This window comes from Streptomyces sp. AA4 (genome assembly GCF_000158875.1).
GTDB lineage: Bacteria > Actinomycetota > Actinomycetes > Mycobacteriales > Pseudonocardiaceae > Amycolatopsis.
Genome location: NZ_GG657746.1, coordinates 4747898 through 4760611, shown reverse-complemented (window position 1 = coordinate 4760611; position 12714 = coordinate 4747898). Strand labels below are relative to the sequence as shown.

At 70.6% G+C, this 12714-nt stretch carries 11 protein-coding genes and 1 pseudogene; 7 read left to right on the top strand and 5 right to left on the bottom strand.

The window, feature by feature from the left end; genetic code table 11:
- Positions 1 to 78 precede the first annotated feature (78 nt).
- The gene (locus SSMG_RS21880) at positions 79 to 1236 is read right to left on the bottom strand and encodes an NAD-dependent epimerase/dehydratase family protein (RefSeq protein ID WP_037714456.1); all 1158 of its coding nucleotides are present in this window, start codon (positions 1234 to 1236) and stop codon (positions 79 to 81) included.
- 188 nt (positions 1237 to 1424) lie between these two features.
- Here SSMG_RS21880 and SSMG_RS21875 point away from each other — a divergent pair, with 188 nt between their 5' ends.
- On the top strand, positions 1425 to 1931 hold the full coding sequence (locus SSMG_RS21875; RefSeq protein ID WP_037714454.1) for a GtrA family protein: 507 nt from the start codon (positions 1425 to 1427) through the stop codon (positions 1929 to 1931).
- Here SSMG_RS21875 and SSMG_RS21870 read toward each other — a convergent pair.
- Together SSMG_RS21870 and SSMG_RS21865 are read right to left on the bottom strand one after the other, a co-directional pair.
- Positions 1861 to 4035, bottom strand: coding sequence for a glycosyltransferase family 2 protein (locus SSMG_RS21870; RefSeq protein ID WP_037714452.1), 2175 nt, complete (start codon positions 4033 to 4035; stop codon positions 1861 to 1863). The two genes, SSMG_RS21875 and SSMG_RS21870, sit on opposite strands and share 71 nt — an antisense overlap.
- A complete protein-coding gene (locus tag SSMG_RS21865; RefSeq protein WP_009079511.1) occupies positions 4032 to 4976 on the bottom strand; it encodes an NAD(P)-dependent oxidoreductase in 945 nt (314 codons plus the stop codon). Before SSMG_RS21865 ends, SSMG_RS21870 begins: the two co-directional genes overlap by 4 nt.
- 234 nt (positions 4977 to 5210) lie before the next feature.
- Here SSMG_RS21865 and SSMG_RS21860 point away from each other — a divergent pair, with 234 nt between their 5' ends.
- The 3 genes from SSMG_RS21860 to SSMG_RS21850 all read left to right on the top strand — a co-directional run bounded on the left by SSMG_RS21860 (position 5211) and on the right by SSMG_RS21850 (position 7349).
- Complete coding sequence (locus SSMG_RS21860) at positions 5211 to 5654, top strand: hypothetical protein (RefSeq protein WP_009079510.1); 444 nt, start codon at positions 5211 to 5213, stop codon at positions 5652 to 5654.
- A gap of 101 nt (positions 5655 to 5755) precedes the next feature.
- Positions 5756 to 6259 carry a hypothetical protein gene (locus SSMG_RS21855; protein ID WP_009079509.1) on the top strand — a complete coding sequence of 168 codons (504 nt, stop codon included), beginning with the start codon at positions 5756 to 5758 and terminating at the stop codon, positions 6257 to 6259.
- 7 nt (positions 6260 to 6266) lie between these two features.
- A complete protein-coding gene (locus SSMG_RS21850; protein WP_009079507.1) occupies positions 6267 to 7349 on the top strand; it encodes an MAB_1171c family putative transporter in 1083 nt (360 codons plus the stop codon).
- Here SSMG_RS21850 and SSMG_RS21845 read toward each other — a convergent pair.
- Positions 7291 to 7812, bottom strand: a complete 522-nt coding sequence (locus SSMG_RS21845; protein ID WP_037714446.1) for a 2'-5' RNA ligase family protein — start codon at positions 7810 to 7812, stop codon at positions 7291 to 7293. The two genes, SSMG_RS21850 and SSMG_RS21845, sit on opposite strands and share 59 nt — an antisense overlap.
- Before the next feature lie 456 nt (positions 7813 to 8268).
- Between SSMG_RS21845 and SSMG_RS21840 the strand changes: the two genes are divergently transcribed.
- The 3 genes from SSMG_RS21840 to SSMG_RS21830 all read left to right on the top strand — a co-directional run bounded on the left by SSMG_RS21840 (position 8269) and on the right by SSMG_RS21830 (position 12029).
- Entirely contained in the window at positions 8269 to 9069 is an 801-nt protein-coding gene (locus SSMG_RS21840; RefSeq protein WP_009079503.1) for an alpha/beta fold hydrolase, read from the top strand.
- A gap of 523 nt (positions 9070 to 9592) precedes the next feature.
- Positions 9593 to 11119 (top strand): CehA/McbA family metallohydrolase, encoded by a 1527-nt coding sequence (locus SSMG_RS21835; protein WP_009079501.1) that lies wholly within the window; start codon positions 9593 to 9595, stop codon positions 11117 to 11119.
- Between the two features lie 94 nt (positions 11120 to 11213).
- Entirely contained in the window at positions 11214 to 12029 is an 816-nt protein-coding gene (locus SSMG_RS21830) for a hypothetical protein (RefSeq protein ID WP_037714444.1), read from the top strand.
- Positions 12030 to 12347: 318 nt separating this feature from the next.
- On the opposite strand, the pseudogene SSMG_RS47705 reads toward SSMG_RS21830, so the two are convergent.
- Positions 12348 to 12680, bottom strand: a pseudogene (locus SSMG_RS47705) (class I SAM-dependent methyltransferase); the annotation flags it as partial.
- Positions 12681 to 12714 lie beyond the last annotated feature (34 nt).

The following is a 12714-nucleotide window of genomic DNA, read 5'->3' as shown; positions in this document are numbered from 1 at the left end:
ACCCCCTCCGGGGCTGACTCGAAGAGCATCCCACCCCCCACCGACAATTTCCGGCACGGCGGGGGAGAGCAGCGGAAATCAGGACGTTTCGACCGCTCCGCGCCAGCGCACCGTCGGACGCAGCCGCTCGTCGTTCACCCGGTGCTTGTTCGCGCCGACGATGTCGAACATCGACTCGATCAGCGTGTCCGACAGCAGATGCGGCTCCAGCCCCAGTTCGACGAGCCCGGTGTGCTTGACGTTGTAGTAGTGCTCGGGCTGCTCCACCCGCGGGTTTTCCAGGTTCTCGATCTGCACCGGCCCGGGGAAGCGGTCGGCGACGACCTCGGCGATCCGGCGCACCGACATGCTCTCGGTCATCTGGTTGAACACCCGGAACTCGCCGCGTTCGGCCGGGTTCTCGACGGCCAGCCGGATGCACTCGACGGTGTCGCGGATGTCGATCAGCCCGCGCGTCTGCCCGCCCTTGCCGTACACCGTGAGCGGCTGCCCCAGCACAGCCTGGATGACGAACCGGTTGAGCACCGTGCCGAACACCGCGTCGTAGTCGAACCGCGTGGCCAGCCTCGGGTCGAGCGCGGTCTGCGGCGTCTGCTGGCCGTACACCACGCCCTGGTTGAGGTCGGTCGCGCGCAGGTCCCAGATCCGGCACGCGAACTCGATGTTGTGCGAATCGTGCACCTTCGACAGGTGGTAGAACGACCCCGGCTTCTTCGGGTAGAGCATCCGGTCGCGGCGGCCGTTGTGCTCGACCTCGAGCCAGCCTTCCTCGATGTCGATGTTCGGGGTCCCGTACTCGCCCATCGTGCCCAGTTTGACCAGGTGGATGTCCGGGTCGATCTCGGCGATCGCGTACAGCAGGTTGAGGTTGCCGACGACGTTGTTGTGCTGCGTGTAGACGGCGTGCTCGCGGTCGATCATCGAGTACGGCGCGGACCGCTGCTCGGCGAAATGCACGATCGCGGACGGACGGAATCCGCGCACCGCGCCGAACAGGAACTCCGCGTCGAGCAGGTCGCCCTCGTAGCGTTCGATGCGCTTGCCGGACACCGCGTGCCACGCGTCGACGCGGGTGCTCAGGTCCTCGATGGGGACGAGGCTCTCGGCGCCGAGCTCGACGTCGTACTGGCGCCGCGCGAAGTTGTCCAGAACCGCCACTTCGTGGCCTTTGTCCGACAAGTGAAGCGCAGTGGGCCAGCCGAGGTAGCCGTCACCGCCCAGAACCAGCACTCGCATCCGGAGCACCCTTTCCTTTCGTCTTCGCGACAGGCACGGCCTTTCGTTCTACACGAAGCCCGGTGTCGCGGTGGCAGATCCGAACCTAATCGCCCGCCGCTGATCGTCGGCTGGCAGTCAGCTGTGAATCCGCTGTGGGCCGGGGGGCCGCGCGGCGGAGCCGGCGGCCCGAGGGGAGACTGAGGACTATGACGACGGTAACCAACCCGGCGAACCCCCGCACGACGGAGGAATCGCCCAAGCCGCGCCGCCGCGGCCTGGTCCGGTTCGTCCGCGCGGCCGCCAGTTCGGTGGCCGCGACCCTGCTCAGCCAGGCCGCGCTGATCGCGGTGCTCGCCGCCGGCGGGGCTCCCTGGCTGGCCAGCGCGTGCGCGTTCGCGGCCGGGGCGGTGCTGAACTTCTTCCTGACCCGCCGCTGGGTGTGGGGCCGCCGCGGCCGTCCCGAACCGGTCCGCGAGCTGCTGCCCTACGTCCTCGTCATCTCGCTCGGCGGCCTCGCCTCGGTCGGCCTGACCACGCTCGCCGGGCACCTGCTCGCGCCGCTGCACCTGCCGCATTTCTGGTGGGTCGTGCTGCTCGACGCGGCGTACGTGCTCAGCTACGCGCTGGTGTTCGTCGCGAAGTTCACGATGCTCGACCGGTTCGTTTTCGACCGCGGCGCAGCACGTACCCGCGCCACCACGTCCCTGTCATGACCCGCGCGTAGTTCGCGCCGTACACGACGCTGCCGCCCTTTTTGCTCTTGCCCGCTTTGCGCAGCCGCATGCTCATCGGCCGTTCGAGCACGCGCGCGCCTCGCGCGGTCGCGCCCAACAGCAGTTCCGACGACTGGTACTGCGGTTCGTTCAGCGGGATCGCGCACGCGAGTTCCGCGCGCAGCGAACGGAATCCGAACGACGTGTCGGTGATCCGCCGCCAGGTCAGCACCGACGCGAGCCACGCGAACACGCGCACGCCGACCCAGCGCATCCGGCTGTCGGCCTCTTCGTGCCCCAGCCGCCGGGAGCCCGTCACGAAATCCGCGGTGCCGTCGAGCAGCGGCGCGACGAGTTCGGCCATTTCGCTGTTGTCGTACTGGCCGTCGCCGTCGGTCGTGACGATGTACTTCGCGCCGTTCTCGGCCGCGAGGTGGTACCCGAGGCGCAGCGCGGCGCCTTGACCGCGGTTAGTCGGCGCGACGCACACGTACGCGCCATGGTCTTCCGCGATGGCCGCAGTGTTGTCCGTACCGCCGTCTACGACCACCAGGACGTCTACTGGCAGTCCGAGACATTCGTCCGGCATCTTCTCCAGCACCTGGCCGATGCCGTCGGCTTCGTTGTACGCAGCGATCACCACGGTCAGCTCGGACAGCTTCGCGCCGGGATGCCGGTCGTGGAAGTCCGCGATCGCGCCTTCGTCGACAGCGTCCGGGTAACTGCCGAGACGCCGGTGGCTGGCGACGGTGAGCGTGGTGAACCCGAGCGCCCCGGCGACCGGCAGCAGCACGAGCGCGGGAAGCTGGTAGCGCCAGGAAAACTCGAACACCGCGGACCCGAACAGCAGGAACAACCCGGTGCCCGCGGCGAACAACGCCCCGCCGCGCGCCGGGTGCCGGGGTTTCTTGCGCCGCAGCACGGTCAGCAGGCCGAGCAGCGCGAAGAACCCGAGCACCGCGCCGGGCACGAACCCGCCGTTGAGCTGGTAGCCGCGCAGGAACGCCGCGATCGGTTCGTCGACCTGGGGATCCGTGCCGTCGAACTGCTGCGTGACCGCCTTGACCGCGGCGGGTTCGGCGAATTCCGGATAAGCGAGCTGGAACTGCCACCGGTCGATCGGCACGTCGGTGGGTGCGGTGTAGCGGGTGAACTGGAAGCTCTTGCCGAAGTCGCCGAGGATCGCCGTCGCGACGTCCCACCACTGCGCTTTCAGCGTGGTCATCGCGAATTCGTGCGCCAGCGCGCCCTTGTCCGCGCCGGGCGGCAGCGGGCCGGGCCACGCCGGGTCGAGGTCGGCGTGCGTGTAGTTGTCGACCAGCCGGTTCTCGACCGGTTCGGTGGGGCAGAACGGCCGCACGGCGGGGTCGAGCCGCAGTTTCGCGCAGTCCGCGACCGCGGCGGTGCGGCCGTAGAGCATGCTGCCCGACGGTCCGCTCAGGCCCCAATTCCCGGTCTCCGCCTTGACTTTCGCCGCGTACGGGACGACCACGGCGAGGATCGCCAGCAGCCCGGCGCCCGCGTTGCGCCAACCGCGCCAGGTGCGCCAAGCGCTGCCCGCGGCGAGCACGTACAGCAGGAACGGCGCGGCGATCGTGACGCCGATCAGCCGCACCAGCACGCCGAACCCGACCACCAGCCCGGCCAGCGCGATCCGCCGCCAGTTCGGTTTTCCCTTGGCCAGCACCAGCCACAGCAGCCCGAACAGCAGTGCCTCGAACAGCACCTCGGCCATGATGTTCTGCTCGATCTGCACCTGGTAGGCGTCGAGCAGCAGCGGCGCGGCGGCCAGCGCGCCGACCCAGTTGCGCGCGCCGAGCCGCCGGGCCAGCGCGTAGCTCCCGACCGCGATCGCCAGCCCGGCGAGGTGCTGCACGGCGGCGACGAAAGACAGCCCGCCGACCGCGAGCAGCGGTTTCAGCAGCAGGTCGTAGCCGACCGGGTTGATCCCGTCGGCGCGCAGGCCCTGCAGATTGTCCAGGTACCGGAAGGAATCGATGTACAGCAGCGCGGGCCGGTAGGCGAGCCAGGCCAGCACCCGCAGCGTGATTCCCGCGGCGAGGAGCACCAGCAGGAACGCGTGGCGGCGGAGGAATCCGGTCACGGCGCCTCGGCCCGGTCCAGTCCGGAGAAGTACTTCCACGCCGTGGCGAGACCGTCGGCGAGGCTGATTTCCGGGCGGTAGCCGATGGTTTCCGCGCTCGCCGACACGTCCACGACCACTGCGGGCATCTCGCCGGCGGGCGCGGGCACGTGCTCCACGGGCAGCTCGGCCCCGGTCACCGCGCGCACGGTCTCGACCATTTCCAGCACTGACACCGAATGTCCGGCCCCGACGATCGCGCGGCCGGTGTAGCCGCTCTCGTACGCGAGCGCGATCGCACGCACGACGTCGTCTACGTGCACGAGGTCGCGACGCTGCTCGCCGGTGCCGTACACCCGCACGCCTTCATTATTCAACGCCGCGCGCATCATCCGCGGGACGAAGCTGTCTTTATGCGACATGCCGGGCCCGTACACGTTGGTGAAGCGCAGCGCGCACGTCGTGATGCTGTACGCGCCCGCGTAGCCCGACAGGAGCATCTCGCAGGCCGCTTTCGTGGCGCCGTATGGCGTAAGCGGCTTCGTGGGCAGGTCGACCGTGATGGTGTTAGTGCCGACATCGCCGATCACTGCGTTCGTGGACGCGAGGATGAAGCGCGGCACCTCGCGTACGCGACACAGTTCGAGAAGTTCTTGTGTCACGGCGACGTTCTCCGCGTACGTGTCGCGCGGCAGCTCTACGGACTTCAGTACGGACGTCAGCGCGGCAAGGTGCACGATTCCGCCGACGCCTTCCTCGACAGCCGCTTCGCGGGTCTCGGCGTCGCGCAGGTCTCCGACGACGACGCGCACTCCCTCGTCCGTCGTCTCGTAGCGCACGCGGTCCACGACTGTGACCGGATAACCGCGCTCACGGAACGCGCGCACGACAGCGCGGCCGATGAAGCCGCTGCCGCCGGTGACGACGACGGGTGTCCTTTCGGGACTGTGGGGGAGTGTCATGGCGCACAACCTACCTCCGCAGCCTGTGCGGCACTTGTGCGTCCCTCGCTCGACCAGGAGCGGGCAGGCGCGGGACCGCGTGCGGGCACCCCCAGCGACCGCACGCGGATCCCGGTGTTTAGTTTTCTAAACGATGCGCGGGCCGAGTGTATCCGTAACGGGACGGCTGGTGTCAAGTTTTCGAGACGGTTATGCTGGACGCTGTTACGGAGACGGAACGGTGGTGGGGGCGGCATGGCCGAGCAGGACCAGGAGCGCAGCTTCGCGGAACGGCTGGCGCACCTGATCGCGACCGTGCACCCGCCGGACCGCAAGCCCTACTCCTACCGCGAGATCGCCCAGGGCGTCGCCGACGTGACCGGCGTCAGCATGTCGGCCACGCACGTCCAGCAGCTGGCTGTCGGCGCGCGGCGCGACCCGAAGCGGTCGCACATCCAGGCGCTCGCGCGGTTCTTCGGCGTGCCGGTCACCTATTTCTTCGACGACGAGGTCGCCGGCCGGGTCGACGAGCAGGTCGCCGACGTGGTCGCCTGGCGCGACACCCAGGCCCGCGAGCTGGCGCAGCGCGCGATGCGGCTGTCCGAGCGCGACCGGCGGACCGTCGCCGCCCTGATGGACCAGCTCGGCAGCTACGCCGAGGGACGCGAGCGCACCCGGCGCGGACGCAAGCCCGAGTGATCCGGGCGGCTATGCTGGCGGCGGCCGGAGCGTCGGGGACCCCCTGGTGCACCAGGCTGGTCCAGCCGCCGATCGCCTCGGGAGGGGACATCGACCCGACCGTGCGAACGCGCGCCCGCGACCGGGTGCGCGACCTGCTGCGGCACGTGCCCGCCCCGCGGCCGTGGTCGATGAACGCGTGGATCGACCGGCTGGAACGGCACCGCGGCCGCGACATCGACCTGGTCGCGGTCGACTACGCGCCCGGCCAGCCCTCCGGCGCGTGGCAGCGGCACGACGACTACGACCTGATCGCGTACGCGGCGGGCACGTCGTCGCTGCACCAGGACCACATCATCGCCCACGAAATCGCCCATCTGCTGTGCGAGCACCGCGGCGAATGCGTGCTCGTCGACGCCGAAGCGGCGACGCTCGCGCCGGATCTCAGCGCGCACCTGCTGTCGCATTTGCTGACCCGTGTCACCACGAATGCCGACGAATACGAAGCGGAGCTCATCGCCGTGTTCCTGATGAGCGCCGCCACGGCGGACGGCGCCCCATTGCGTCCCGGCGCGTCCGGACCGGCTGCGGATCGCGCGCGGCGTTTCGCGTCGCTGCTCGGGTAGTGCGCGAATGATCGACGTTCTGTTCTTCGGCGTCGGCCTGCTCGCCGTCGCGACCGGGATCTGGCGCGCGGTGCGAGCGCGGCGGACCGGTGCGGGCTCGGGGCTCGCGATCAGCCTGATCGCCCTCGGCATCGCGTTGTGCTTGCTCGCCGACAGTGCGCAGGCGATCGAGAGCCAGCTGTACCCGAGCCTTGGCCGGCTGCTGTCGAACCTCGCGACCATGGTGGCCGCGTACGGGATCGAAGTGACTGTCGCGGAGATCGGTGGCGTGGCAGAGCGTCGGCGGCGCGCACGGCTCGGGGTGTTGATTGTCGCGCTCGTCGTGCTCACTGCGTCGTTCTTCGCGACGCGCGGGCTGCCGACGGGCGTAGGGCTCTTCGACGCGCTGTACCGGTCGAATCCGACACTGGTCGTATACATCGTCGTGTACACGCTGTACCTGGGCTTCGCGGTGGCGGACATCGCCGTGGTGTCGGCTGGGGCAGTGCGCGCGGGTACCGGCGCGCTGCGGGCCGGGCTGGGCATCATGCTGCTGGCCTGTGTGTTCGCTTTCGCTTATCTGGTCGGCAAGATCGTCGATCTGATCAGCGGACTGACCGCCGAGCATCCGGCCCCGAAGCTGTGCCGCGGCGCGTTTTCGACGGTTCGGTGCACGCTCGCGGTCGGCTTTCCGGCGTTATCGGTGCTGCTGATCGTCGTGGGGCTGACGGTGCCCGCGTTGCCCGCGTTGGGGCGGGCGGTGCGCGACGCGCGTACGCGGGCGGCGTTGCGGCCGTTGCGGGAGCACCTGGCTTCGCGGTACCCCGACATCGTCCGTCTTGACGACGCGTCGGGGACCGGCCGGGAGCGGTTGCTGACGATGATGAGCGAGATCAACGACGGGTTGCTGTTGTCCGGGGTCGGGCCTGATGCGTCGCCGACCGCGGCTGCGCAGGTGGTGCGCAGTTCGGGGCCGGTGCCGGACGAGCCCGCGGAACCGCCGGTGCTGCCCCAGGAGACGGCTTTCGCGGCCGAGGTCGCCCGGCTGCGGGCTATCGCGCAGGCGTTCCGAGCGGAGCCGACAGCCGGAGCTGCCAACCCTGCTCCGTGAGCACGACGAGGTGCAGCGTTTCCGCCCGGGCGGTGACCGGCAGCGCCGCTCGGGCTCGTTCGGCGACCTCGGCGCGCTGGTCGTCGGTGCCGCCGAGGGCGATCGTCAGGTGTGCTGGCGGGTGCGCGCCGAAGCGGCCGCCGTACGGGGGCGTGTCGGGCCAGCGGTCGCACACGGCGTCGGCGAGGGGCTGCAGCGCGGGGGCGGCCGCGGCGACGAATCCGGGCGCGGCGACCAGGTCGGCGAGTTGCACGTCTGTCGCGGGGAAGCTGGCGGCGAGCTGGCTGATGTCGGCGCTGGTCCGGTCGGTGAGCCGGTCGGCGGGCAGGAACGGGTACAGCGCCGTGACGTGCGGCGGGAGGCCGGGACGGACGAGTCTGGGGTCGACAGCCGCGGCGGTTTCGAGCAGGACGGCGGCGGAGGGGAGCGTGACGACGAGCGCGCTGGTTCCGGGCGTGGGCACGGCCCCGATCCTGCCGGACTCCCCGCCGCGGCGCACCGGAAGGGCCCGCTCGGGGCGGAGAGGAAAGGCAACCCTTTCTTTTCTGCTTCTTCCGGGGAATTCGGCTGAACCGAACCCTAAGTTTTCCCCAAGTCCGCCGACGGCGATTCTTCGCGGTCCTACACTCGGTGGATGAAGATCGTCCTATGGACCGCATTGTGCGGATTGTGCGCCGTCACCGGCCACGTGCTCCTGGGCGTCGTGGCAGGTTTCCTTCTGCTGGCTTGCGTTCCGAACCGTCCCGCTCCGGGGCGGCCGGCGCCCGAAAGGGAATTGATCAGCTCCCGCGGCTGACTTTCCGGCGAATTCGCCCGGAAATTGCCGCCGGGCGCCCGGCGGAGCCCCCTCCCGCCCGCCGGAGTCCCGGAATTGTCGGTGCCGTGCGGTACAACGGTGGCCGGCGAACAGGGAGGAACGATGCATTGCGTCGAACACGGTTCCGGCACGCCCGTGCTGGCCGTCCACGGCTGGATGCCGGACCACCGCCTGATGACCGGCTGCCTCGAGCCGGTTTTCGCGCGGCGGCCCGGATTCCGGCGGATCTACCCGGATCTGCCCGGGATGGGCGAATCGCCCGCCGGGTCCGCGCGCGGGTCGGACGACCTTCTCGCGGCGCTGGAGGACCTGGTGGACGACCTGATCGGGGACGAGCCGTTCCTGCTGGTGGGGGAGTCGTACGGCGGTTACCTGGCGCGCGGGCTCACGCGGGCGCGGCCCGGGCAGGTGGCCGGCTTGGCGCTGGTGTGCCCGGTCGGCCGCCCGGTGCCGGTGCTCGAGAGGGACGTGCCGGACCACGAGGTGCTGCGCGCCGATCCGGAGCTGCTGGCGGGTCTCGACCCGGCGGAGGCGGCGGAGTACGGGGAGATCGCGGTGGTCCAGTCCGCGGAGACGCTGGCGCGGTTCCGCGCGGACGTGGCGCCGGGCCTGGCGGTCGCGGACCGGGCCGCGCTGCAGCGGATGCTGGCGGGCTGGCCGCTGTCGGTCGATCCGGAAAGCGGTCCGGAGTACCGGAAACCGGCGCTGATCGTGTGCGGGCGGCAGGACTCGTCTACGGGATTCGCGGAGTCGTACGGATTGCTGGGGCACTACCCGCGGGCGAGTTACGCGGTGCTCGACCGGGCGGGGCACAACCTGCAGTTCGAGCAGCCGGTGCTGTTCGAGGCGTTGGTGGAGGAGTGGCTGGACCGCGTGGTGGAGGGGAGTGGTGCGGCGGAGTGAGGGCGGTGGCGCGGTTCGTGGTGCGGTGGCGGGAGTTCGGCATCCCGGGCGGCTGTTCCGTACTTTGTGGGCCCGGGCGCGCGGCTCGGCGGGATGCGGAGTGGACGGCGGCCCCGGCGAGTCGCTGAGTGCGGTTCGCCGTGCCATGGCGTGCGGTGATGGCGGTCGGTGATTTCCTTGTGCCGCATGCGGTCCTGCCTCTCGCGATGCGCGGGTCGGTGTGGCGTTGGGGACGGTGCGGGGCGGGGCGCACGGCCGCGTGCGGTTTGTCGTGCCATGGCGGCAAGGTGTCGTTCGGCTGGTTTGTGCGTGGCATGCGGTTGTGCGCCCAGTGATGCCCAGGTTCCGCTGGGGCTGGGGGAAGTGCGCGCGGGTGGTCAGGTGCTGTTCCGTTGCGCGGTCCGGCGGGGTGCGGGAGCGGACAGCGGACGAGGCGAGTCGCCGAGTGTTCACCGCAGCGTCGTTGAAGGGGGTGGTCCCGGCGGTTAGCGTCGGCGCGACTTCTTTGCTGCGGAGGTAGGGCATGTCCACTGGGGAACTCAACCGGCGCAACCTGTTCCGGGCCGGCGGCGTCGTCGCCGCGGGGGCGGCGATGAGCATGGTGCCGGGCGTCTCGTTCGCGGCGCCCGCGCCCGGCGACGGGCAGCAGACGAAGACCGTCACCGGCACCTTTCGCCCGGACGTGCCCGACTGGTACTACCTCCCGGTCGACGTGCCGCGCGGGGTGAAGCAGATCGACGTCGTCTACTCCTACGACCGGCCGTCGGTGCCCGCCGGGACGCGCGGAAATGCTTGCGACATCGGGATGTTCGGCCCGGAGGGGCACGAACTGGGCACGCGGCGCGGCTTCCGCGGCTGGTCCGGCGGCTTCCGCGACCGGTTCTCGATCAGCGCCGCCGAGGCGACGCCCGGGTACCTCGCCGGGCCGATCACGCCCGGCCGCTGGCACGTGATCCTCGGCCCGTACACGGTCGCTCCGCAGGGGCTGAACTACCGCGTGGACATCACGCTGACCTTCGGCCGGGACACCGCGAAGCCGTTCCAGCCGAACCCGGCCCCGGAGACCGCGCCGGCGCGCGATCGCGGCCGGTCCTGGTACCGCGGCGACTCGCACCTGCACACCGTCCACTCCGACGGCAGGCGCACGCCCGAGCAGCTGGTCGCGGACGCGCGGGCGGCCGGGCTGGACTTCATCGTGTCCACCGACCACAACACGTCCAGCTCGCAGCTGGTGTGGGGCAACTACGCCACCGACGACCTGCTGATCCTGAACGGCGAGGAGGTCACCACGCGGTCCGGGCACTGGCCGGCGATCGGCGTCCCGGCCGGCACGTGGATCGACTGGCGCTACCGGGCTTCCGACCCGCGCGACTTCCGCCGGTTCACCGACCAGGTGCACCGGGCGGGCGGCCTGGTCACCGCCGCGCACCCGTTCGCGAACTGCTTCGGCTGCACCTACGAATTCGCCTACGAGATCGCCGACCTCGTCGAGGTCTGGAACGGCCCGTGGACCCCGGACGACGACGCGAGCGTCACGCACTGGGACGGCCTGCTGCGCGGCGGCCGGTGGATCCCGGCGATCGGCGATTCCGACGCGCACAACCCGGACCACACCGTGGCGCTCCCGCACACCGTCGTCCAGGCGGACCGGCTCGGCCGCGCCGAACTGCTCGCCGGGCTCAAGGCAGGCCGGTCGTGGCTCGCCGAATCGAAGGACGTGCAGCTCGACTTCTCGGTCTCCGGAGCGGGGCGTACCGCGGGCATCGGCGGACGGCTCGTCGCCGGCACTGGCACGCCGATCGAGGTGCGCGCGGTCGTTCGCGGAGTGCCGGGCACGACCGTGACGTTCCTCGACCAGCTCGGGCCGGAGCACAGCGAGACCGTCCCGGAGTCCGGCGCCGCGACCGTCACGTGGACGACGTACCCGCGCTACAGCCGCTGGGTCCGCGTCGAGGTGCGGCGTCCGTCGGGCGGCCCGAAGACGACGACGCCAAACGCCATGGTCGCCATGTCGAACCCGATCTTCCTGGGCCCCGCCGACGCGGGCTGACCTGACCCGAGCGTCTCGCGGCCGGGCCGCCCGGGCAGACTGTGCACTTAAAGTGGGCAGTGGGGAAGGGCGGGCACGAGTGCGCGGGTGTGGCGTGCGAGCGGCGATCCTGGCGGTCGTCGTGGCGCTCGCGGCGGTGGTCGTCGTGGTGGTCATGTTCTCGAGCAGTGACGAGGTGAAGACCCCCGGCTGCACGGTCGCGTTGCCGAAGGGGCCGAACGACGCGTCCGCGCCGCAGTACACGCTGCAACCGGAACCGATGAACAACGCCGCGATCATCGCCGCGGTCGGGATCAAGCAGGGCCTGCCCTCGCACGCGGTCACGGTCGCCCTCGCGACCGCCCTGCAGGAGTCGAAACTGCGCAACCTGAGCGGCGGCGACCGGGATTCGATCGGCCTGTTCCAGCAGCGCCCCAGCCAAGGCTGGGGCACTCCCGACCAGCTTCAGGACCCGGTGTACTCGGCGACGGAGTTCTACAAGAAACTCGCGAAACTCGACAACTGGCAGACCATTCCGATCACCGAGGCCGCGCAGGCGGTGCAGCGCTCAGGCGCCCCCGACGCGTACGCCCAGTGGGAAGACGAGGCCACCGCACTGACCGGTGCGCTGACCGGCCAGTACCCCGCGGCGCTGACCTGCCGGAACCTGACGCTGAACCCGCCGGCGAACCTGGTGACGGTCGCGAACGCCGAACTCGGCACGGCCCGCTTGAGCGGCGCGCACCCGGCCGCGGAGGGCTGGCGGATCGCGAGCTGGCTGGTCGCGCGCGCGGCGAGGCTGGGCGTGGACCGGGTGAGCTTCGCCGGTCAGACGTGGACGGCCGAGTCGGGCGCGTGGGCCCCCGATGACAAGGCCGGGCAGAATCTCTCGCTGCACCAGGCCCCGGCTGCGCCGCCCAGCTCCAGCTGATTGGCGGGGCAGCCCTCCGCGGTCGAGGATTCTGCGCATCGCATCGAAAGTGGGCACCCTCGTCGTGCAAAGACTGGAGAGCGGGATCCTCGCCTGGGGCGAGCGCCGTTGCTTCTTCCCGCATCGCACGTTTCGCCGCCCGCCGTTGCGGACGACCACTTTCGGTGTCGACCGCCCGGATTCGTGCCGGGAACGCGCTCGTCCGCTCGATCGACGGCCTCCCACGTCGTCAGCGCGACGCGTCCGCCCGGACGGTGCACTCGGCGCATCTCCCCGAATAACTACGCGGTCGCCGGGAATTCGATCAACGCACACGATCCCGTCCACTGATTCGGATGGCACGGTCGTGTCGGCGAGGCCGCCCGGAAAGAACTGTGCGTCTCCGGGATCGAATCGTTGAGCCAGACGACGGGCTTGGTCGATTGCCGCCCGCGCGAAATCGGCACCGATCAACCGCGTGCCGGTTCGGGAAGCGATCTCCGGGCCGTATCCGCCGCGCCCGCATGCAAGATCCAGCAGTCGGTTTCCCGGTTCACGCCGCAGCGCCTCGACGGCTTCCGCGATGCCGTCCCAGGTGAGCGGGCTGCTCGACAGTCCAGATGCCGCTGGTGGATGTCGTCGTGGGCGGCGCTGTCTCGCAGGTGCGAGCATCGCAGCCTTCCGCCAGCCCGTTCCCGTCGACAGA